The sequence below is a fragment of the Halorubrum shenae genome, from assembly GCF_051194165.1.
Lineage (GTDB): Archaea > Halobacteriota > Halobacteria > Halobacteriales > Haloferacaceae > Halorubrum.
The window spans coordinates 185,630-207,401 of record NZ_JBLZNI010000003.1; the positions used below are offsets into that span (position 1 = coordinate 185,630).

Annotated in this window: 18 protein-coding genes; 5 read left to right on the forward strand and 13 right to left on the reverse strand. The window is 67.4% G+C overall.

The features are described from left to right. Positions 1 to 41 precede the first annotated feature (41 nt). Positions 42 to 815 carry a dolichyl-phosphate hexose transferase gene (locus ACNS88_RS05720; RefSeq protein ID WP_496923268.1) on the forward strand — a complete coding sequence of 258 codons (774 nt, stop codon included), beginning with the start codon at positions 42 to 44 and terminating at the stop codon, positions 813 to 815. Between the two features lie 122 nt (positions 816 to 937). On the opposite strand, the gene ACNS88_RS05725 is transcribed toward ACNS88_RS05720, so the two are convergent. The 4 genes from ACNS88_RS05725 to ACNS88_RS05740 are packed head-to-tail and all read right to left on the reverse strand — an operon-like array spanning position 938 to position 6,807. Then, positions 938 to 3,208 (reverse strand): DUF7846 domain-containing protein, encoded by a 2,271-nt coding sequence (locus tag ACNS88_RS05725; protein ID WP_435094777.1) that lies wholly within the window; start codon positions 3,206 to 3,208, stop codon positions 938 to 940. Between the two features lie 19 nt (positions 3,209 to 3,227). Continuing rightward, positions 3,228 to 4,370 (reverse strand): extracellular solute-binding protein, encoded by a 1,143-nt coding sequence (locus tag ACNS88_RS05730; RefSeq protein ID WP_435094779.1) that lies wholly within the window; start codon positions 4,368 to 4,370, stop codon positions 3,228 to 3,230. 39 nt (positions 4,371 to 4,409) lie between these two features. Then, positions 4,410 to 5,591, reverse strand: coding sequence for an alpha-1 4-glucan-protein synthase (locus ACNS88_RS05735; RefSeq protein ID WP_435094781.1), 1,182 nt, complete (start codon positions 5,589 to 5,591; stop codon positions 4,410 to 4,412). Positions 5,592 to 5,643: 52 nt separating this feature from the next. Continuing rightward, entirely contained in the window at positions 5,644 to 6,807 is a 1,164-nt protein-coding gene (locus tag ACNS88_RS05740) for a lysylphosphatidylglycerol synthase transmembrane domain-containing protein (RefSeq protein WP_435094783.1), read from the reverse strand. Positions 6,808 to 7,016: 209 nt separating this feature from the next. On the opposite strand from ACNS88_RS05740, the gene ACNS88_RS05745 reads away from it, so the two are divergent. Next, positions 7,017 to 7,307: a DUF7967 family protein gene (locus tag ACNS88_RS05745; RefSeq protein ID WP_435094785.1), complete on the forward strand. Its 291-nt coding sequence runs from the start codon at positions 7,017 to 7,019 to the stop codon at positions 7,305 to 7,307. Between the two features lie 97 nt (positions 7,308 to 7,404). Continuing rightward, on the forward strand, positions 7,405 to 7,974 hold the full coding sequence (locus ACNS88_RS05750) for a rhomboid family intramembrane serine protease (RefSeq protein ID WP_435094786.1): 570 nt from the start codon (positions 7,405 to 7,407) through the stop codon (positions 7,972 to 7,974). Positions 7,975 to 8,055: 81 nt separating this feature from the next. Here ACNS88_RS05750 and rpsJ read toward each other — a convergent pair whose 3' ends face one another. From rpsJ to ACNS88_RS05775, 5 genes are all read right to left on the reverse strand, one after another. Further along, positions 8,056 to 8,364 (reverse strand): 30S ribosomal protein S10, encoded by a 309-nt coding sequence (rpsJ, locus tag ACNS88_RS05755; RefSeq protein WP_004048854.1) that lies wholly within the window; start codon positions 8,362 to 8,364, stop codon positions 8,056 to 8,058. Positions 8,365 to 8,367: 3 nt separating this feature from the next. After that, complete coding sequence (tuf, locus tag ACNS88_RS05760; RefSeq protein ID WP_435094788.1) at positions 8,368 to 9,633, reverse strand: translation elongation factor EF-1 subunit alpha; 1,266 nt, start codon at positions 9,631 to 9,633, stop codon at positions 8,368 to 8,370. Between the two features lie 187 nt (positions 9,634 to 9,820). Continuing rightward, positions 9,821 to 10,807: a homoserine dehydrogenase gene (locus ACNS88_RS05765; protein WP_435094790.1), complete on the reverse strand. Its 987-nt coding sequence runs from the start codon at positions 10,805 to 10,807 to the stop codon at positions 9,821 to 9,823. Continuing rightward, positions 10,804 to 11,403, reverse strand: a complete 600-nt coding sequence (locus ACNS88_RS05770; RefSeq protein WP_435094968.1) for an amino acid-binding protein — start codon at positions 11,401 to 11,403, stop codon at positions 10,804 to 10,806. The genes ACNS88_RS05765 and ACNS88_RS05770 overlap by 4 nt, the downstream gene beginning before the upstream one ends. Before the next feature lie 319 nt (positions 11,404 to 11,722). Then, entirely contained in the window at positions 11,723 to 13,912 is a 2,190-nt protein-coding gene (locus ACNS88_RS05775; protein WP_435094792.1) for an elongation factor EF-2, read from the reverse strand. 194 nt (positions 13,913 to 14,106) lie between these two features. Between ACNS88_RS05775 and ACNS88_RS05780 the strand changes: the two genes are divergently transcribed. Further along, on the forward strand, positions 14,107 to 14,751 hold the full coding sequence (locus ACNS88_RS05780; protein WP_435094794.1) for a bifunctional 4-hydroxy-2-oxoglutarate aldolase/2-dehydro-3-deoxy-phosphogluconate aldolase: 645 nt from the start codon (positions 14,107 to 14,109) through the stop codon (positions 14,749 to 14,751). 370 nt (positions 14,752 to 15,121) lie between these two features. On the opposite strand, the gene ACNS88_RS05785 is transcribed toward ACNS88_RS05780, so the two are convergent. The 4 genes from ACNS88_RS05785 to ACNS88_RS05800 all read right to left on the reverse strand — a co-directional run bounded on the left by ACNS88_RS05785 (position 15,122) and on the right by ACNS88_RS05800 (position 20,664). Next, on the reverse strand, positions 15,122 to 19,207 hold the full coding sequence (locus tag ACNS88_RS05785; RefSeq protein ID WP_435094796.1) for a DNA-directed DNA polymerase II large subunit: 4,086 nt from the start codon (positions 19,205 to 19,207) through the stop codon (positions 15,122 to 15,124). 16 nt (positions 19,208 to 19,223) lie between these two features. Beyond that, positions 19,224 to 19,643 carry a PPC domain-containing DNA-binding protein gene (locus ACNS88_RS05790; RefSeq protein ID WP_435094798.1) on the reverse strand — a complete coding sequence of 140 codons (420 nt, stop codon included), beginning with the start codon at positions 19,641 to 19,643 and terminating at the stop codon, positions 19,224 to 19,226. A gap of 211 nt (positions 19,644 to 19,854) precedes the next feature. Beyond that, positions 19,855 to 20,232, reverse strand: a complete 378-nt coding sequence (locus tag ACNS88_RS05795; protein WP_435094800.1) for a NifU family protein — start codon at positions 20,230 to 20,232, stop codon at positions 19,855 to 19,857. A gap of 102 nt (positions 20,233 to 20,334) precedes the next feature. After that, positions 20,335 to 20,664: a DUF5783 family protein gene (locus ACNS88_RS05800; protein ID WP_435094802.1), complete on the reverse strand. Its 330-nt coding sequence runs from the start codon at positions 20,662 to 20,664 to the stop codon at positions 20,335 to 20,337. A gap of 346 nt (positions 20,665 to 21,010) precedes the next feature. On the opposite strand from ACNS88_RS05800, the gene ACNS88_RS05805 reads away from it, so the two are divergent. Next, a complete protein-coding gene (locus tag ACNS88_RS05805) occupies positions 21,011 to 21,766 on the forward strand; it encodes a hypothetical protein (RefSeq protein ID WP_435094804.1) in 756 nt (251 codons plus the stop codon). Positions 21,767 to 21,772 lie beyond the last annotated feature (6 nt).

Genomic DNA, 21,772 nt, shown 5'->3' on the forward strand with positions numbered 1-21,772 from the left:
AACCTAAAAACTCAAGTAGGTGGGGCGGCCCGTACGATGTAATGAGCGGATCACTCACCGCGAACGGGTCAGCTGACGAGATCGAGGGGACGGAGAACGGGGCGGCTGACACGATTGAGGAGGGCAACGAGCACTACACCTTCGACGACATGAGCGTCGTGATGGGGACGTACAACGAGGAGGAGGCGATCGGAACCGTCCTCTCCGACATCGACGAGGTCACCGGCGGGCGCGCCGAGGTCGTCTGCGTCGACGGCTCCTCGGACCGAACGCCCGAGATCGCCCGGGAACACGGCGCGCGCGTCATCGAACAGGAGCCGCAGGGGTACGGCGTCGCCGTCCGCGAGGCTATCTTAGCGCCCGACCGCCCGGTCGTCGTCACGACCGACTGCGACGACACCTACCCGATGGAGGAGCTCCCGGAGTTCCTCGAAGCGATCAACGACGGCGCCGACGTCGTCAGCGGCGACCGCCTCTACCACGGGGCCGACGCGATGCCCGCGTTCAATCGCCTCGGCAACCAGGCGTTCGCGGCCGTCGCGTCCGTCCTGATGGGCGAGCGCGTCCACGACACCACCACCGGCATGCGCGCGTACCGCCGCGAGGTCGTTCGGGAGATCGGCTGGACCGAGAACACCGGCCTCTCCGCCGAGCTGCTCATTCGCCCGCTGATGCGCGGCCGCGACGTGCGCGAGCGCCCGATCGACTACGCCGAGCGCCTCGGCGAGACGAAGCTCGACCCGATCGATGGCGGCATCGCCATCGCGAAGTCGATCGTGACGGTGTGTCTCGAAGAGCAGCTGCGGCGGCTCTGAGCGGGAACCGTCCGGAAATCGGGAGGAGATTCTTTTCGCCGGCAACGCCGACCGCCGACAGCGACGTGGTACTTAAATAGAACTGCGGTAGCGACGACTATTTATAAATAGCCGCCAGCGCTTCACCGATCCCCGTTCGCTTCAGCGTCCGTCTCGAAGACTACCCACTCCGCGTGGGCGTCCGGATTCGCGGGGAGATACGTCCCCTCGGTGCCGCACTCGGTGACCAGCCGGCACACCGAGCGCTCCGGCGGCCAGACGACTTCGACGCGGTCACCGTCACCCGCGGCCCGGACCGTCGCCGCCTGCCGGTACGTGAACGTCGAGCCCGCCGGGTCGACGAGCGTCACCGTCACGATCACCTCGTCGCCCTCGGGGTCGATCGGGACCGTCGCGTTCGGCGCACCGGCCAGACGGACCCCGTCAGAGGCGATCGACCAGTCGACGGAGAGCGAGCCGTCGAGATCGTCCACCGCGTAGCGGCCGAACTCGTCGCCGCCCACAGCCACCCCGCCGACCGTAATCTCCTCGTCACCGCCCCGCTCCGTCTCCACCCGAACCCGTGCGCTCTCGACGCGCTCGGGGACGCCGACGGTCGTCGTCGCGCCGATCCGCGCCCCCTCCCGCACGTCGAGTGATTCGAGCTTGGGAGTAACATGGCGGTTCGGGTTCGGCGTCCACACTCCCCGGTACGCGTACCGTTGAAGCTCGCGGTCGGGGTACGCGTCGATCACCGCGAAGTCCTCGGCCGGATCGCGGTCGAGCGCGTACACCACCGGCCCGTCCAGCCCGGGCTCGTTCCGAAGCGGCTGGAACGGGTGGCCGAGCCACTCTCCGTACGGGGTGGGGATGAACACGAGATCGTCAGCGAACGACGCCGACTCGATCGGCTCGTAGGCCGCCTCGTACTTGTCGGCGTACGCCGTGTGCCGGTCGAGCGGTGCCTCGACCGCGGCGGCAGCACCGAGCGCTCCGCCGAAGAGCGCGAGTACCGCGACCGCGACGACGACCCCCTGCGCCGCTCCCGGCGTGGCCCGAGAGGCGAGCCGTGCGCGGAGCCGAGAGAGCCCCCGGCCGCCGGCGACGACGGCGACGCCACCGAAGACCGACAGCGGGACGAGGAGATCGAAGTGGTAGAACGGCCCGAAAGCCGCGACCAGTCCGTCGGTCGGGTCCGAGAGCGTCGCGAGGAGGTTGTTCGTCCCCCAGAAAAAGAGGTTCCCGACGGCGACGGAGACGACGACGCCGGCGAGCAGGAGCCCGGCGGTGCGCTCGAAGCGTCGGTCGGCGATCGCGTTGTCGTCACCATCGCCACCACCGACCCCGAACGCGCGCCGTCCGGACAGCCACCGCCGCGCCGCCAGCCCGCCCCCGACGAGCGCGAGCAGCGTCCCGAGCGGGCCGGCGACGACCCAGCGCGTGGCGAGGTACCACAGCGCGTATCCGTTCGAGCGGAGCGCCAGTTCGGGCGTGTAATCCTCGCTGTGGCCGAGAATCCGTCGCTCGCCGAACCCGGGACCGTCCATCGGCGCGAACGCTTCGTACGGGAAGGTGAGGAGCGATCCGGTCATCCGGAGGTTGTACGCGAGGGTAACGCCCACAAAGAGGGTGCCGAACAGCGCCGTGAGCCCGTGACGGCGGACCGACTCGGGAAGCGAGAGCGGCGGAATCCCGGCTTCCCGGAGCCCGACGGCGACTCCAGCCAGCGCGTGCACGATAAAGGGCGCCGCGAACAGCACCGCCGTGAACGGCCGGGCGAAGAAGGCGAGCCCGATCGCGACGCCCGCGAGCCCGGCGAGCGGGAGCGACCGGTCGCGGACGCCCCGGAGATACGCGACCGCGAACAGCAGGTTCAGGAACGTCGTCGGCGCGTACGGGAGGAACACCGAGGACGTGACGAGCGCCAGCGGCGAGGCCGCGAAGAGCACGGCGGCCGCGAGGCCGACCCGCCGGTCGAACGCTGCCGCGCCGAGCAGGAACACGAGCGCCGCGTTGCCGGCGGCGACGACCGCGAGCGTCACCCGCGGCTCGCCGAACAACGCCAAAGAGACCGCGAACATCGCGGCTGGAACGGGGTTGTACTTCGGGTAGAGCCGGCCGCCGTCCTCGATGAAGAACCACGGATGGACGGCGTCGGCCAGCGTGCCGGCGTGGATCTCGAGCTGGCCGGAGAGCAGCAGCGCGGCCTGGGTGAGATACACGCCCTCGTCGTGGTTGACGGAGTGGTACCGGAACAACGTCGCCGCGATACCGAAGGTGAGCAGACCCGTCGCGACGGCGACGAAGACAGCCGCCAGCGTCAGGCGGTCCGCTCGAGCGAGCCGGACGCGACCGCGACTGGCCAGTCGGCATGCGAGCGTGCGGAGGCGGGGAGGGACGGCGAGCGACGACACGGAAGTCGGTGGGGCGAGCCTACACCTCGACGCCGGCCTCGCGCATGAGGTCGATCGTCGGTTCCAGATCGGACAGTTCCGTCAGGTCGATGTCGGGCACGTTGAGCTCGTCGATCGTCGGCAGGTCGCCGATCGGTTCGACATCGGGAATGAGCGGGTACTCGAACGTCGTCCGGGCGAAGTAGTCCTGCGCCTCGGCCGACAGCAGGTGACGGACGAAGTTCTCGGCGAGGGTCACGTCGGACGCCGTGTCGACGACGGCGGCGCCGGCGACGTTGAACACCGCGCCGGCGTCGCCGCTGGTGAAGGCCGTGCCGATCGACGCCTCCGGGCTGCCGTCGAGGACGCGCTGGATGTAGTAGTGGTTCGTGAACGCCGCGTCGACCTCGCCGTCGGCGATCGCCTGACAGGCGGCAAACTCGTCCGGATAGTTGCTGATTCCGGACTCAACCACGGACTCCAGCCACGCCAGCGTCGCCTCCTCGCCTTCGATGAGCCGCATCGCGGTGACGAAGGCCTGACAGGAGCCGTAGGAGGGCGCCCAGCCGAGGCTGCCGGCGAACTCCTCCGGGTACGCCATGATGTCCTCGGGGAGCTCGTCCGCGGAGAACTCGTCGGTGTTGTACGGGACGGTACGGGCGCGTCCCGACGTGCCGATCCACTGCTCGGTGCGGAACTCCGAGCGGATCATGTCGGTGATTTCTGAGGAAAGCGCTTGGGTGCGCCCCTCGTTAGCGAGCGCGCCGAGCGAGCCCGCGTTGACCGAGTAGAACACGTCGGCCGGCGACCCCTCTCCCTCGTTGGCGATCTGGTTGACGAGGTCGGTGGAGCCGCCGTACCGGACGGTCAGATCGAAGTCGTCGTACTGGTCTTCGATGTACTCGACGAGTTCGCCGACGAGGAACTCGCCGCGACCGGAGTACACTGTGAGCTCGCCCTCCAGGTCAGGCATCTCGGCGATAGGGGTGCCACCGGGGAGTCCGCGTCCCTCGCGCCCGGAGCCGATCTGTCCGACCGATCCGTCGCCGCCGTTGTCGCCGTCGTCACCGTCACCGTCGTCCGTATCGTCGCCCGTACAGCCCGCGAGCCCGGCAGCGCCGAGCGCGCCCGTGGCCGCGAGGAATCGTCGGCGGTCTACGTCGTCTGGCAGGTTGTCGATCATATGTTTTAGGCTAACCTAAATGCTTTTAGTGGTGTCGGTTCAGTCGTCCGCGACCGCCGGCGTTCGGCGGATCGCGTCGAGGCAGTCAAGCCAGTCGCGCATGTGTTCGCCGACGTGGGTGAAGAACGCACCGTTCCGGTACTCGTCGAACTCGCCGTCTGCGAGTCGGTCGGCCATCGCGTCGTAGGCCGCGGCGTAGCCGTCGGCGTCCGCGCCCGCGTCGCGAATCAGCTCCCAGAGATGCTCGTTGAGCTCGAGCCCGGCGACCTCGTTGTGGAGGTCGTCGAACGTCGAGCGGGCGGCCTTGTTGTGCTCACACAGCGGGCCGCCGTTGTAGATCCGCTTGCCGAGCACGTCGCAGGCGCGTTTTAAGAACACGCCCGACCAGATGTCGTCGAACCGGCCGACCTCCCACTCGTTGTCGTCCATCGGGAGCTGGTAGAACGCCGGGATCACCTCGCGGCGGAACGCGAGGTTCATCGAGCAGACCGTGAGGTAGTTGTCGCGCGCGGCGACAAAGTCATCGCCGAAGTCGTCGGCGGTCGTCCGGGTCTGCGCCTGGCCCTCTAAGTCGCCGTCCATCAGAATTCGGACGGCGTCGAGGTCGGGGACGTTCGTCCACAGGCCCTGCGAGGCGACGACCTCGCCGGACTCGACCTCGACCGTGTCGGTCTCGACCGTCTCGTTCATCGCCGAGTACGGGTACCCGCGAGGGTAGAGACCGTGCTCGTCGGCGTTCTGGTAGAGGACGTTGACCCAGTTCTTGTCAGAACGAACCCGCTCGATCTCGCCCTCGAACGCGAGGTTCTCCATGTGACGCCCGAAGTAGTCCTCGTCGTCGTGCGGGAGCGTGTCGTCGTCGATGAACAGGCCGTACTCGAAGGAGTCGTGGGCCCACATGTAGAGGAGCCCGAAGCTCGTCTCGGCGTGGCTCGCGGCCGGGACGACGTGTCCGTACTCCGCGACCCCGTTGGCCTCGTACCACTCCTCGCGCCGAGTGCCGTCGAACACCTCGCCCGAGACGTCGAGGTCGTCGAGCATCGAGCGCATCTCCTCGGCGTCACAGAAGTCCTCGGTGACGAGCACGAAGTGAAGTCGGGAGACATTGAATCCGTGCTCCCGGGCGTTCGCGACGTACTCGCGGAGACACTCGTACTCGCGGATCGTGGGAACGATCACGCAGATGTCTCGGCTCGCGGCGTCTCGGCGTCGTTCTTCCATGTTCCAAAGTTTTTAGGTTAGCCTAAAAGCCTGACGGTCCGGGACTCGACAACTAGCGTTCTCGATCATCGTCCGATATCGCATCATCGTCGACCATCCCCCCGTCGGCCCTCGCTGAAGGCGCCGACTGGCCGTCAACTGCGGGACCGGCCGTCGGCGAGAGGCCGAGTGCGAGCGCCGTCACCCCGCCGCCGGCGAGCGTGACGGCGTTTTTCAGCGCGTGGTCGAGGATCGCCGCCGCGAGCGCCGTCTCGACGGGCAGCCCCGTCGCGCTCACGACGAGGCCGGTGAACGCCGCCTCGTACAGCCCGATACCGCCCTGCGAGAGCGGGAGCACCTTCGCGAGGTTGCCGACGCTGACCGCGAGCGTCCCGACAACGAGCAACGTCGGCGTCGGGACGAGCACCCCGATTCCGCCCGTGAGCGCGGCGAGCACGAGGACGGCCGTGAGCACGTCGAGCGTCCAGACGACGACGCTCCAGAGGAACACCGCACCAAGGCGTCGGGGGGTGGTGGCGACAACCCGAACCGAGGAGCCGAACCGGACGGCGGCGTCGACGACCCGCGAGAGGCGCGGCCGCGCGACTCGGGCGCGAAGCGCAGGACCGAATTGGCGGTCGCTCCGGGCGACCGCGGCGGTCACAACGGACGAAACCCCAGCGACGACGGCGATACCGGCCGCGGCTGCGAGGGCGGTCGACGGCGCGACGGCGCCGACCGACTCGCCCGACCCGGGCGACCGACCGGTCAGGAGCAAACCCCCGAGCGCGACGCCGCCGAGGACGCCAATCGCCACGAGGTCGAACGCGCGCTCGACCGCGAGCGAGGCGACGCCGGTCGGGTAGGGCACGTCGCGCCGCTCCTTGAGGAGGTACGCACGGACCCCGTCGCCGGCCCGCGCGGGGATCACGAGGTTCGCGGTCTGGCTCGCGAACACGGTCGCGGTGAGAAACCCGACCCGGCAGCGCCGCCCCATCGCCGCGAGCACGTCGGCGTATCGCCGCCCGCGGACCGGCCACGAGAGGAGATAGACGACGATGGCCGCGCCGAGAAGCGCGGGGTCCGCCGCTACCGCCGCCGTGACCACCGCGTCGGCGTCGAGGGTTCGGAGCACGACGACGACGCCGACCGCGAGAACCGCGAGCGTCCCGAGAAGCGTGAGTAGCTCCCGCGAGAGGCGGCTCCGAATTCGACCTCGGACGGCACCATCAGCCATCAGTTCGGTAGGGTCTGCGAGGTCGTTCAGGGCACATACGTTGATTTAGGCCGGCCTAAAATATATAACACTGACGGTCTCCGTCGCTCCCGACGGCGGGTTCGGCGAATCGAGGGCATCGAGCCGCCGCCACACTGGCACTCCATCTCATCGACGCCGGTTCCAACACCACCGGAAATCGTTTGTGTGTAGAATTCGAAAGACAATACATGACTGGTAGCAAAATCGACGGTGACCCCGTCCGAATGTGGCTCGTCGAGCGCACCTACTCCGACGACGAGCAGAACATGGTGATCCTCACGTACGCTACCCCAGACGGCGAGCGCTACTTCCGGAAAGAGCGAGCGCTCACCTCTTTTACCGACGTCCGCGACACGACCGCCGCCGTCGACGCCGAGCCCGAGAACGTCGGCGCGGTCGACGACCCGGCCGACCGCGAGCGCTACGCGGCCGAGGCCGAGCGGATGGCCGAGACACACGACCCCGACGACGTGATCTGAGCCGTCGGCGGCGACGATCGCTCGGGCCGGGAGCGTCGACCGCCCGGCTCGCGACGGCCGCACAGCCTTTTGACCGCGCGGCTCCAACGACTCGTAGATGCGCGCGACGCTCGAAACGCTCGGAGTCACCCTCCTCGTCGGCGCGGTACAGGTCGCGCTCGGCGTCGTCGGACTCGCCGGCCTGTTCGTGCTGTCGACACCGCTCGCCGTCGCACCGTGGACCGTCGTCACCAGCGTGTACGCACACGGGTCGATCGGCCACCTGCTGGCGAACGCGCTCGCGCTGCTTCTCGTCGGCCCGCTCGTCGAGCGCCGGACCACACGCCGCCGCTTCCACGCGTTCGTGGTCGGAACCGGTGCGCTCGCCGGGGTCGCACAGGTGACGCTCGGCGGCGTGCTCGGTCCCTCGCCGGCCGTGCTGGGGATAAGCGGCGCCGTCTTCGCGCTCGGTGGCTACCTGCTCGCTGGCAACGTCGTGAGCGCGACGGTGTTCGATCGGCTGCGGCTCTCCGGTCGTGCGCAGTTCGCGCTGTTCGGGCTCGCCGCCGTCCTCCTCACCGCGACGACCGCGACGACCGCGGCGCCCGGCGTCGCGCTGATCGCTCACGGGGTCGGCGCGTTTTGCGGACTTGTCGCGGGGCGTGTGGGGCTGCTCGACGTGCAGTGACGGTGAGGAGAGAATTGGCGGACTGCGGCGCCGCTGGGCGCGTTTAAAAAACGAAAGGGTGAAAGAGAAATGCCCTAGCGCTTAGTCTTCGAGAACGATCTCGATGCTGACGTCGTTGGGCACTTGGACGCGCATGAGCTGACGGAGCGCGCGTTCGTCGGCGTCGATGTCGATCAGACGCTTGTGGACGCGCATTTCCCAGTGCTCCCACGTCGCCGTCCCCTCACCGTCCGGGGACTTTCGCGACGGGATCTCGAGCGTCTTCGTCGGCAGCGGGATCGGGCCCGACAGGGCGACTCCCGTCGAATCCGCGATCTCGCGGACGTCGTCGCAGATATCGTCGAGGTCCTCGGGGCTCGTGCCGGCGAGGCGGACGCGTGCCTGCTGCATCGATTATCGCTCGTTGACTTCGAGCACCTTGCCGGCCGCGATGGTCTGACCCATGTCGCGGATGGCGAAGCTGCCGAGTTCCGGGATCTCGCCGGACGGTTCGATGCTGAGGGGCTTTTGCGGGCGCACGGTGACGACCGCGGCGTCGCCGGACTTGATGAAGTCCGGGTTCTCCTCGGCGATCTCACCCGACGCGGGGTCGATCTTCTGGTTGATCTCCTCGATCGTACAGGCGACCTGCGCCGTGTGGGCGTGGAAGACCGGCGTGTAGCCGGCGGTGATGACGCTGGGGTGCTGCATGACGACGACCTGCGCCTTGAACGTCTCGGCGACGCTCGGCGGGTCGTCCGCGGGGCCACAGACGTCGCCGCGGCGGATGTCGTCCTTACCGAGACCGCGGACGTTGAATCCGACGTTGTCGCCGGGCTCGGCCTTGGGCACTTCCTCGTGGTGCATCTCGACCGTCTTCACTTCGCCGCCCACGTCGGACGGCTGGAAGGAGACGTTGTCGCCGGTGTTGAGGATCCCGGTCTCGACGCGTCCCACGGGGACGGTTCCGATGCCGGAGATGGTGTAGACGTCCTGAATCGGCAGGCGGAGCGGCGCGTCCGTCGGCGGCTCGGTCTGCGGGAGGTCGTTGAGCGACTCCAGCAGAGTGGGGCCGTCGTACCACGGGGTGTTCTCGGACGCCTCGGAGACGTTGTCGCCTTCGAACGCCGAGATCGGCACGAACGTCGTGTCGTCGGTCGCGAAGCGGACCTGATTGAGGAGCTCCTTGACCTCCTCGATGACCGCGTTGTACTTGGACTCCTGGTAGTCGACCAGGTCCATCTTGTTGACGCCGATGATGAGCTCGTTGATGCCCAGCGTGCGGGCCAGGAACACGTGCTCTCGGGTCTGAGGCGCGACGCCGTCGTCGGCCGCGACGACGAGCACCGCGTTGTCGGCCTGCGAGGCGCCCGTGATCATGTTCTTCACGAAGTCACGGTGGCCCGGGCAGTCGACGATAGTGAAGTAGTAGGTGTCCGTGTCGAACTCCTGGTGGGCGATGTCGATCGTGACGCCGCGCTCGCGCTCCTCGGCGAGGTTGTCCATCACGTAGGCGAACTCGAAGCCGCCCTTGCCCTTCTCTTCGGCTTCCTCGCGGTGCTGCTCGATTACGTGCTCGGGGACGCTCCCCGTCTCGAAGAGGAGGCGACCCACGAGCGTACTCTTGCCGTGGTCGACGTGGCCGATAATGGCCAGGTTCTGATGCGGTTTGTCACTCATGGGGTAATCACGCGCTAAGGCGCTCTGTGAGTAAGTTTCGGTAGATTCCACTAAAACGGTTTCGATACGCACTACAGACGATCGCGACGCCGTCGGGCGATTCTCGACAACGCGGGGCACGGGAGATCGACACACGACCCGGAGCGCGTTCCGGGCCGCAGTGGCGTAGTACGAGAGGCGAAACGCCCTACTCGAGCCGACCCACGTCTCCGAGGACCGCGCTCGCCGTCTCCGGACCGCCCGCACCCCGCCCGGAGATGTTGAGCCGGCCGGCGTGGGTGGTCTCGATCTGGACGATGTTCTGCGTCCCGGAGACCGCGAGCGTCCCGTTCTCGGGGACGAGCCGGGGCGCGACCCGGACCGTTTCGCCCGTCGCCTCGCCGATGAGTCGGACCGTCCGGCCGTCCTCGGCCGCGAGACGGAGCGCAGAGCCGGGCACGTCACGGATCCCCGATACGTCGGCGTCGTCGAGCGTGAACTCTCGGGCGTCCGCCGGGTCGTCCGCCGCGCCGAACGAGAGCACGTTCGCGAGGATGACGCACTTGAGCGCCGCGTCGGTGCCGTCAACGTCGAACGAGGGGTCCGCCTCGGCGACGCCGAGGTCCTGCGCCTCCGCCAGCACGTGGTCGTAGTCGAGTCCCTCCGCCGCCATTCGGGTGAGGATGAAGTTCGCCGTCCCGTTGAGCACGCCGCGGACCGCCGTCACGTGGCCCGGCTCGATGTCCTCGACGGTCGACACGGCGGGAATCGCACCCCCGACGGTCGCCTCGAACCGGATGTCGCCCGCGCTGTCGTCGACGAGCGCCCGGAGGTCACCGAACCGCTCGGCGACGGGCCCCTTGTTCGCGAGCACGGCGTGCCGGTCGCGCTCCAGCGCGGTCCGGACGTGCGAGAAGCCGGGCTCGGCGTCGCCGAGCGTCGTCGGCGTCGCCTCCACCAGCGCGTCGTACTCCGCCGTGAGGGCGTCTTCCGGGTCGCCGTCCCCGACGATTCCCCGCTCTGCTTTTCGGGCCACGACCGCGTCGGGGTCGACCCCGGAGTCTCGGCCATCCGACCCGTCGGCGACGACCGCGCTCGACGAGTCCGCGACCGCGACGACCTCGTGGCCGTACTCGCTCGCCAGTTCGACCACGGAGCGCCCGACCGCGCCCGCGCCGATGACGGCGAGTTTCACGCCTCCACCCCCGTGAGCGGCTCGACCAGCCGAAGGTCCTTCTCGGCGGCCAGCTCTCGGACCGCCGCGAGCGCCGTGTCCGTCTCCCCGGCGCGAGCCTCGAGCCGGAGCCGAGCGCTCGACACCTCCTCGGTCCCCTGCGGCGCCGCCAGCGACACGTCGGCGACCGACGCCGACTCGCAGGCCTCGATCTGCGAGAGCGTGTCCGAGAGGTCCGTGTCGATGAGGTGGCCGAAGAGCAGTATCGTCACCTCCTCCGCGTACCGCTCCGTTCCCGCCTGCATCACGTTCACGCCCTCGGTCCGGAGGGCCTCGACGATCCCCTCGAAGCGCTCCGGAGTCGCCTCGAAGTCGACCTCGACCGGGATCCGGCCGCGCGGCGTCTTGTTCCCGCGCTCGTGGTAGATAGAGAGGAGGTTCCCCCCGTTATCGGCGATCGGGTGAAGCGCGGCGAGCAGCTGTCCGGGCTCGTCGACGAGTTCGAGCCGGACCGTGTGCGTCGACGGCGTCGCCGATGCGTGGCCGCCGTCAGGAGACGCGTCGCCCTCGTCGCCATCGACACCGCTCTCCGGCGCCCCGTCGCGACGGTCGCTCACGCCGCCACCTCCGTCGGAGCGCACCCGCGAGAGCGCGGCGAGTGCTGACACGTTCCTGTGCCCGACGTGGAGCGGTCGCTCGGTGGCTCCGTCGCGGTGCGCCGGGATGGGTTCGTGCCCGTCTGCATACCTGAACGGAGTCGGACGATCGGGTATAAGCCTTCGGCGATGGCAGGCGTTGCCTCGCCTCTAGCCGTGTGAACGTGCTGCATGGAGTCCGCGGAGACGGAGCGCGGCGGCTGGAAGCGAAACGGCGGGAGAACGCGAGAGAAAAGCGGAGAAGCCGTCAAAGACCGCAACCGCGGACCGCGTCGGCGACTTAGAAGTAGTCGATCGACTGCGGCAGTTCCAGCTTCATGCCCTTGCGCTCGCGGATGTCCATAATCTTCTCGCGCTGGAGATTGTCGACGAGGACGCGGAAGCCCGCGTTCTCAGTGTTCCACGAGGCGCGGCCCTCAGTGGCCGAGCGGATGTCGGAGGAGAAGCCGATCATCTCCTCGACGGGCGCGATGCCCTCGACGACCATGAGGTCGCCCTCCTGGTACATGTCGTCGACGCGGCCACGACGGCCCTGGATCTCGCCGGACGCCGCGCCCATGTGCTCCGAGGGCACGTCGATACGAACGTCCTGAATCGGCTCCAGCAGGCGGACCTCGCCGTCGATCAGCGAGCGGTGGACCGCGTTGCGGACCGCCGGGATGACCTGCGCGGGCCCGCGGTGGATGGTGTCCTCGTGGAGCTTCGCGTCGTGGAGGCGGAACAGCGACCCCTGAACCGGCTCTGCGGCGAGGGGTCCGTCGTCGAGCGCCTCCTGTAGCCCCTCCAAGACGAGTTCCATCGTCTCGTTGAGGTGCTGAATCCCCTTCGTGTCGTCGATGAGGATGTTGGTCCGGTGAATGTCCTCGACGTTCTGCGAGGTGTCCTTGTCCATGCCGGCCTCCTGCAGCGCCTCGCGGCGCTCCAGTTCGGGCATGTCCATCGAGACCTCGCCGAGCTGGATGGCGTCGACGATATCCTGGGCCATCGGCTCGACGGTGAGGTAGAACTTGTTGTGGCGGTTCGGCGACTGCCCCTCGACCTCGCGGGAGGCCTCCTGAGGCTGCTCGCGGAAGACGACGATCGGCTCGCCGGTGATGACCGGGATGCCTTGGTTGTCGCGGATCCGCTGGGTGATCACTTCGAGGTGGAGCTCGCCCTGCCCGCTGATGAGGTGCTCGCCCGTGTCCTCGTTGATCTCGATCTGGATCGTCGGGTCCTCCTTGGCGACCTGCTGGAGCGTCTCGATGAGCTTCGGCAGGTCGTCCATGTTCTGCGCCTCGACGGACTTCGTGATGACCGGCTCGGAGATATGTTCGATCGACTCGAACGGCGTCATCTCGATGGAGGAGACGGTGGAGCCGGCGATGGCGTCACGCAGCCCGGTGACGGACGCGATGTTCCCGGCCGGGACGCGATCCACTTCCTCGCGTTCGGACCCCATGAAGAGCCCGACGCTCTGGATCCGGTTTTTGCCGGCCGTCCCGGAGACGTACAGCTCTTGGCCCTTCTCCAGCGTCCCGGAGAAGACGCGGCCCGTCGCGATTTCGCCCGCGTGCGGGTCCATGGAGATGTCGGTGACCATGAAGACGACCTCGCCGTCCTCGTCGACCAGTCGCATCGTGTCGGCCAGTTCGCTCTCTGAGTCGCCGCGCCAGATGCGCGGGACACGACGGGGCTGCGCGTCGACCGGATTCGGGAAGTGCTCACAGACCATGTCGAGCACGACGTCCGAGAGCGGCGTCCGCTCGTGAAGTTCGTCGCGCTTGTCGTTCTGCTCCAGATCCATGATGTCGCCGAAGTCCATGCCGGTCCGCTGCATCGACGGCATGGAGACGCCCCACTTGTACAGCGCGGAGCCGAACCCGACCGTTCCGTCCTCGACGGAGACGGTCCAGTTCTCGGGGATGTCGTCCATGTTCTCGGCCATTCCACGGATGAGCTCGTTGACGTCGGCGATGACCGACATCAGCCGCTCTTGCATCTCCTGGGGCCCCTCTTGGAGCTCGCTTATGAGGCGGTCGACCTTGTTGATGAACAGCGCCGGCTTCACGCCCTCGCGGAGCGCCTGCCGGAGCACCGTCTCGGTCTGGGGCATTGCGCCCTCGACGGCGTCAACGACCACCAGCGCGCCGTCGACCGCGCGCATCGCGCGGGTGACGTCGCCCCCGAAGTCCACGTGGCCCGGGGTGTCGATGAGGTTGACGAGGTGGTTGGTGTCCTCGTACTCGTGAGTCATCGAAACGTTCGCCGCGTCGATGGTGATACCGCGCTCCTGTTCGTCCTCCTTCGTGTCCATCGCGAGCTGCTCGCCCGCGGTGTCCTGGGAGATCATGCCGGCACCGGCCAGCAGGTTGTCGGAGAGCGTCGTCTTCCCGTGGTCGACGTGGGCGGCAATGGCGATGTTCCGGATGTTCTCCGGGGAGTCCATCAGCCGCTCGCACTCTTGAACGATCTTCTTGCGTCGGCCCATTATACCGTTTGTTACCGATAGCAGGGTCAAAAGGGTAGTGTTTCGCCGCGGCCGTTTCAGCGGGAACCGCCCCCGATCTCCCCCGATCATCGGCGATTTCGTGTCGATCGGTCGCACGATCTGTCGTGGACCGCGGTGACACGACCCGCACCGGCCCCGAACGGATTTAAGTAGCCGCTGGGAGACGGTCGCGTATGAACGAGACGCTCTCACGACTCGTCGACAGCGGCGTCGTCGCGGTGCTGCGCGGTGTCGAGGCCGACCAGCTGATCGGGATCACCGAGGCGCTCCGCGAGGGCGGCGTCACCGCCGTCGAGATTACCGCGGACACGCCCGATGTCGCCGAGAAGCTCGGCGAGGTCGCGGGATCGTTCGACGACGAGGTCGTCGTCGGCACCGGGACGGTCCTCGACAGCGAGACCGCCAGAACGACGCTGATGGCCGGCGCGGAGTTCGTCGTCTCGCCGAGTCTCCACGAGGACGTGATCGAGACCTGCAACCGCTACGGCGCCGTCACCGCGCCCGGCGTGATGACACCGACCGAGGCGATCCGGGGCTACGAGGCCGGCGCCGACTTCGTGAAGGTGTTCCCCGCAAAGACCGTCGGCCCGGCCCACCTCGGCGCGATGAAGGGACCGCTCGGCCAGATTCCGATGATGCCGACCGGCGGCGTCGGCCCCGACAACGCCGCCGACTACATCGACGCTGGCGCGTTCGCGGTCGGCGCGGGCGGCGCCCTCGTCGACTACGACGCGGCCGCGCGCGGCGACTACGAGGCGATCACCGAGACCGCTCGCGAGTTCGTGCAGGTGGTCGAGGACGCGCGTAACGACGACTGAGGCGGCGATCTTCTTATAAACAAAGTACGGCAGCAGCGCCGGCGCGCGCCTCCGAGCGGCCGCCTTTGGCGGCCGCAAGGAGACCGTGCGAGGGAGTCGCGAACGAAGTGAGCGACGAGGTTGGGGAGGCGTGAGGTGCGGTGCTGTGCGGTGCGGGTGGGACTCAAAGGGGCAGCCGCGAGACGGGCGCAGGCGATGTAAGCACCGCAGAGAGCGAACGGAGTGAGCGACCGAGGAGCGCAGCGAGCGTGCGCCCGTCTCGCGGCTGGGGCTTTGGAGGTGGTCACCGCAACGGTGACGGTTTATAAACAGCCGACGGCAGCGATCACCATTGACAGATCCACAGAAACCGCCTCACAAGCCCGATCTCTTACATGAAGTCCGCGATGCCCGACTGCTTGTTCGTGTCGTCTTCGAAGATCGACTCTAACGACTGATCTAACACCTTCAGCCGCTGTTTCGTGTAGGGCCGGCAGCCGAACCGGTCGGCGACCTCGATCGCCGTGTCGACGTACTTGCTCACCGACCCCTCGTGGACGGTGAGGTTCACTCGGCCGCCGCACTCGCGGCAGTCGCCCGACAGCGGCATCCGCCGGTACTTCTCGCCGCAGTCGAGACACCGCGTCTTCTGCCGCGAGAACGCCCGGAGGTTCCCGATGATGTCCGGCAGGAAGTGGTACTCGATCACGCGCTCGGCCACGTCCGTCTCGTCGACCGCGCGCAGCTTCCGAGCCAGCTCCAGCTGGGCGTCCATCTTCTCCATCATGTCGCCGAGCGTCTTGTACGCCGACAGGTCCGGCCCCATCGCGATGTCCGTCGTGTCGTGGGTGTGGCCGAACCCGTGGTACTCCTCGTCGGTCCCGAGCGTGTCCTCGCCCATCTGGATCAGGTCCTCGACCGACTCCGGATCGGCCATCTCCAGCGTCGCGTCGTAGAACTCGCGGGGGTACTCCCGCGCGATGTCGACGTTGTGCGCCTCGTCGTCGATCTCCGACGGATCGATGCGCGAGGACATCACGAGAGGTGCGTCCATTTTTCCACCTCTTTGGTCTGGCAAGAAAGTCTTAGAGAAATTAAGTAAACCGTCCATGAGCAGCATGACGCAATCCTCGTCCCCGTCACATTGAGCTACTGATAAATCGTTCGCCGCGAGCGTGTGCGTCTCGGCGACGGTGAGGTTGTACGTGTACTCGACGTCGCTTTCAAGAAACGAAACCGACCTAACCTCGTCAGTTTCGATTCCTCCGTCCGTCGCCGTGCGAGTGGCGGCGTCCATCGACGCGTTCTGCTGCGGGGGACTCGCCGGAACGGTATCGCCGACCTCCAATTCGTTCGCGGCGACCTTTTGAACTCCCCCGTCGACGACTCGCAGCATCGTGTGGTCGGGTGTCACGCGAATCGAACGCCCGCGCTGGGTCTCGACCTGAATGAGATGGTCTTGGCTCGGGTGTTTCGAAACGGCAGTTACCGGCTGCGTCGACCTGTTTCCGCGTTCGTCGATCGAGGGCACCTCGATCGCACCGCCGAGGTCCTCGACAAGCGTTCCGAAGTCGTCGGTCTCAGGGTCGTCCAACCGATCCTCGACGAAGGCCTCGATAGTCTCGCGGTGCCAACCCGCGTCATCTCGATACTCGATCTCCGTCTCCGGGTGGAAGCAGTTCCGCCGCTTCGCGGCGTGAAAGTACGGATGCGCGTATCCCACAGCGGCCGAGGTGAATCCGACCACTCTTCCGACAGTCGCGGCGCTCGTGTGGGGCGCCATCCCGAAGACGAGCTCGCCGACGAGGTCGTCGCGCTCGTTGAACTCGTAGAAGCGGTCGAGTCCGTAGAACTGTTCTAAGAGGTCGTCGACGAAGTCCGCGGTCTTGAGCATGTGCTCCGCGGCGCCGTCGGAGAGGACGATGTCCTGAACCCGAAGCTCCACGAGCTGGTCGTCGTGGCGCAGGGGTTCGCCGTCGATGTCGGTCTCGTAGCCGATCTCGCGGAGGTGGTCGGCGGTGATGTCGAGCTCTTCGGGCCGGACCGACGTGACGGGGAGGTCGGTCATGTCGTAGCGGACCGTCCCGTCCTTGAACGACGTGACGCCGTTCTTCGCGCGGAGGACGCCCTTCTCCATCGGTTCGGGGGTCTTGTTCCGCGAGGTGAGCCCCTGGACCCCTTTGAGGATCTTGAACGACGCCTCCCGCTCGCCGACGTTCGCCATCGCGGAGCGGTACGCGTCGTTGACGTCGACCTCCTGGTAGGTCGCCGCCGTCACCTCCCACTCGCAACGCGGACACTCGACGCGGCCGGCCTCGTCGGGCTCGCAGACGGTCCCGCAGTCGCCGCACTCGTAGTGGAGGTCGGTGTGGACCGCACAGTCCGGGCACCGTGCCTTGTAGGTGTGCTCGCCGCACTCGGGGCACACCCGGTCGGAGACTTCGACCTCCAGCCGCCCGCGGTGGCCCGAGTCGTCCATGACGTTCGCGGCCTCCGCCACGTCGCGCTGGGGGCCGCCGGCCTCGTTGATCGGGAACAGCGTGTGGACCGCCGGCGAGAGGTCGCGGCTCTCCGACTTCTCCGGGCGGCCCATCCGGTTGCCGATCCGGGTCGGCGCTCGCTCGCGGACCTCGAAGGGAGCGACCTCGTTGACCGCTTTGACGGCGTTCTCGCCGCCGTCCCACTCGCGGGCCGCCACCGAGAGGTCGTCCGCGCTCCACGTCTTTCGGAGCCCGTCGTCGATCCCGAGCGACCGCGCCAACGGGCGCCACGTGGGAATCCGGAGCGCGTCAGGCGTCGCGACGTGTTCGACTAACAGCGACTCTAACGCGTGCTGTGTCGTCTCCGTGCGCTCGATCGCGAGGACGCCCTCGACCACGTCGCCGGCGGCGACCGCGTCCGCGAGCGACTCGAACACCTCGACCGACACGTCGTGCCAGAGGTAGGTGTACTCCGGGTGGAGCGGGCAGTCGTACTCGCGCGCCCACGCGAGTGCCTCGTCGACAGGGGGATGTTCGAGGTCGACGTGCGGGTCGTCCCGCATGGCCTGCACGTCGGCGCCGGCGGCCTCGAACTCTTGGACCCACCACTCGGAGACGTACGACGCGGGCGCGAGCGGGTGGTTGTTCTCGACGAACTCGCCGTAGTTGACGAGGTACTCGCCCAGGTCGAGCACCTTCTCGACGCCGTTCCGGATCGCCTTCGCCTCCTCGGGGTCGTCGATCCGCCGGACCTCGCCGTTCGCGAGGCGCACCGTCGGTCCCTCGATGGAGTCGACGGGGACGACCCCGTGGGCCTTCCCCGGGCGCTCCGTCTTGATCTGGGTGCCCGCCGCGAGGAAGTCGTCGACGAGGTGCATCGTCGCCGGGTGGACCCCGCCGGTCGCGAACCCGTGGTTACGCGCGCGACCGTATCGAAGCCGGAACCCGCCCGCCTCGCTCGGATGAGTGAAGACGGGACGACCCGCGATCAGGTCTCGAAGGAACTTTTGGGAGGACTTCGCGCGGAGAGGGCCGTCGGGTTCCGAATCTTCGGCATCCGCGTTGTCCTCAGCGCCCTCGTTGCCTGGGGCATCCTCGCCGTCCGCCTCCGTGCCGGTGTCTCCAGAGGCCTCGTCGCTCGCGCCGCCGCCGTCCTTCCCGATCGTCCCGTCGATCAGGTCCTGCAGCCACGGCCAGTCGACCTCGTCGAGGTCGCGGGTGTACCGCTGGATCTTCGGGGCCTTCAGCGCGATCCCCTCGGCGGCGACGAGACACATCCCACCGCGCGCGGAGTTGGTGTCGACGCGTTCCAGGTCGCGGAACCCCGACACCTCCTCGTCGCCCGTCGCCTCCCCGTCGAGCATGACGGGCATGTGCTGTGCGATGAACTTCGACTCCTTGTCCTTCGGCGAGTACTGGAGGCCCGTCTCCTTGTCGTAGAGGGCGATCTCCTCGGCGTAGCGCTCGATCTCCACGTCGCGGGGCTTGTACTCGTCGATACCCAGCAGCGATCGAGCGTAGTCGGCGACGAGCACGGACAGCGCCTGCGCGGTCCCCCCCGCCGAGCGGATCGGACCGGCGTAGTAGACGTTGACGAACTCGGTGCCGTCGTCGTTTTCCAGCAGTTCGACGCGGTCGATCCCCTCGATCGGCGCGGCGACGACCCCCTCGGTGAGCAGCGCGACCGCGGTCCGAACCGCGCCCTCGACTTTGCCCGCCCGAGAGTCGTAGTCGCCGACGGTCCCCTCGACGAAGTCGGTGACGAGCTCTAGGGCCGCCTCCTCGCGGGACATCTCGCCTTCCAGCTCGCGGACGCGCTCCGCGACCCCGTCGATTCCCAAAATGTTCTCGACGCGGTCGGCCATATCGCGGGCGATCGGAATCTCGATCTCCGGTTTCGGGTCGTGGCCCTGCTCCTTGGCGGCCTCGGCCACGTCCCACGCCTCGTCGAGCCGGTCTTCGATCCGGGCGAAGTAGCGCTCGTCGTCCGGCCTCATCGCCGCGCGCTCCGCCTCAGAGCCATAAGTCGAGGTCGGTGGCCTCGTCGTGAGAGCGTTCGAGCGGCTCCGCGAACGCTCGGAGATGGCACTCGCCGGCCCAGACCGTCGCGGAGTCGAGGTGTCCCGCGAGCGCCTGCCCGCTCGGCCGCGATAACACGACGTGGGTGTGCGCGAACACGTCCCCGTCGAGCAGCGAGACGTTGCCGACGCAGGCCGCGACTTCCAGCGGCTCGTCGAAGGTCACCGATTTGTACTCGGTGTCGTCTTGGTCGTAGAACCACACGTCCGCGTCTTGTACGGCTCCGAGCGCCGTAAACCAGCCCGCCTCGACGTCCTCCGCGCGAGCGAGGTCCTCAATCTCCTCGCGCCAGTCGGCGCCCGTCTCGAATCGCGCAACGTACTCCGCTGTCGACTCGACTTCCCGATGGTGCATAGGAACCACCCACGACCGCCGGGGGCAAAAAGCCTTCAGTCGCGCCGCTGAGGAAAGTTGATATAGCGTTATTTAATTTAAGCAGTCTCGTGGAGGTCCAGCTACAGCGATACAGAATCGACCAAAGACGCGTTGTACTCCGGAATAACGAGCAAAAAGCTATTGCAGATCGAAAACGAAGAGAACGGAACCGCGAGATCGGGAGAACCGCTCAGAACGGGGCCTGGGGACCTTCGTCATCGCCGCCGTCGTCGGTCGTCTCGCCGGGGAAGGAGGGAGACATGCCGCCGCTGCTGGTGCCGCCGAGGTCACCGTCGGCGCCAGCGCCCATACCCGTATCAGCGTGGACCGTCTCGATCTCGGGGATCTCCTTGACCATCCGGGACTTGATCGCCTGGATCGTCATCGGGGAGATACCGCAGCCGGAGCAGGCGCCGCCGAGCTGAACCGTGACCTCACCGCTCTCGCGGTCGAGGTGGCTGATGGCGGCGCTCCCGCCGTGCATCTGAATCTGTGGGAAGTTGCGTCGCAGGAAGTTCGTGATCCGCTCGCGGAGGTCGTTGTCCGCGTCAGTGGTGTCCGTGCTCATGTCCGCGGGTTGGCGTCCGGGCGGCTTATGCCTTTGGTTCGACGGAACGCGAACCGTGAGAACCGACGTATCAGACGGTGAAACGGACCGAATACAGCCATCTCATTCCGGTCGGTCGACGCCCAGCGTCCGGTACAGCTCCGCCTCGATCCGGTCGACGTACTCGTCGAGCGTCTCCTCGAACGTCTCGTCGTCGACGGAGACGGCTCCGCGGATGCGCTCGCGGGGAGTTTCGGGGAGTTCGACGCGGAACTCGCCGTCCTCGTAGAACGGCTCCGACTCGTTGAGCACGGTCTGGTCGATCCCGTGGATCAGCTCCGAGTCGTGCCGGTCGTTCATCTGGTTGAACGCGTTCTTGTACGCCCGCTGAAGCTCGTTGAAGTAGTTCGCATACTTGTCTTCGAACTTCTCGGGGTCAAACTCGTCGGCCATACCCGATCTGACGACACGGCAGGGAAAAAGCCGGTCGATCGGCGCTCACGGGACCGGACTCGACGGGCAACGCGGTCGTAGCTGTTGATCGGTAATTGAGACGGAAGCACCTGTTTAAATTTTATAACGCTATATCAAATTTGGATTCGGCGGGCGAGCGCGCCCTCCCAGAGCTCTCCACAAGACACTTCACACGCTGACGGACATGACGAGTATGTATCGACGCTCCCTCCTCGTTGGCTTATCGGCTTCCCTCGGGGCGTTTGCGGGCTGCAGCACGCCGGGGAGCGGAGCGACCGATCCGACGGACTCGCCGGGACCGACAACGGACTCGGAATTCGACGGCATGACAGTGCCGGAGCTTCCGTGCGAGAGCGAAGCCACGTGGTACCACGAGGCAGGTGAAACGACCCGAGGGTTCGTCCGTCCGAGCACCGAGACGGCGAAGCTGCCCGCTCGCATGGAGTTCACGTATCACAATCGATCGCAGGAATCGACCAGCTGCGGCCACTGGAACCTCTACAAGCTACGGGACGACCAGTGGTTCCACATCGGTCCAGGCACCCACGACGGCGTCTGCCACAGCCTCCCGGCGGGTGAGAGTGAGACGTGGACGATGGCGGCGGGAGCCAGCGAGAGAGACGACGGAGACGCGGAGCGCTATCCGTACCTCGGCGGTGGCCACTACGCCGCCGTTGTGGGATACGGACATACGACCTCAAAGAGCGCGGCCCTCGTCGAGTTCGACGCGCCGCCGGTCTCCGTCGAGCCGACGGACGACGCGACGAGCGAGTCGGACGGGACCACAGTGACCGTCACCGCGGATGAGTGGCAGGGGGCGTCGAACGGCGACGACAGCGAGCGAGCCGCCCTCACACTGGACCGAACGCAGACGGCCGGTCGCGTGATCATCGCCGAGCAGGTGATGCGTCGACGGAATCGCGGCTACCGACATCTGCTCGCGTTCATGGACGAAGACGTTGATCGGGTGGTCCTCCGCGCAGACAAGCGAACGGCCGACCAGACCCTCGGCATTGACAACGAGACGACCCGATTCCGGTACGCCGGTCAGGCGTACAGGGTGACGAGAGGCGAACCGTGATCGGAG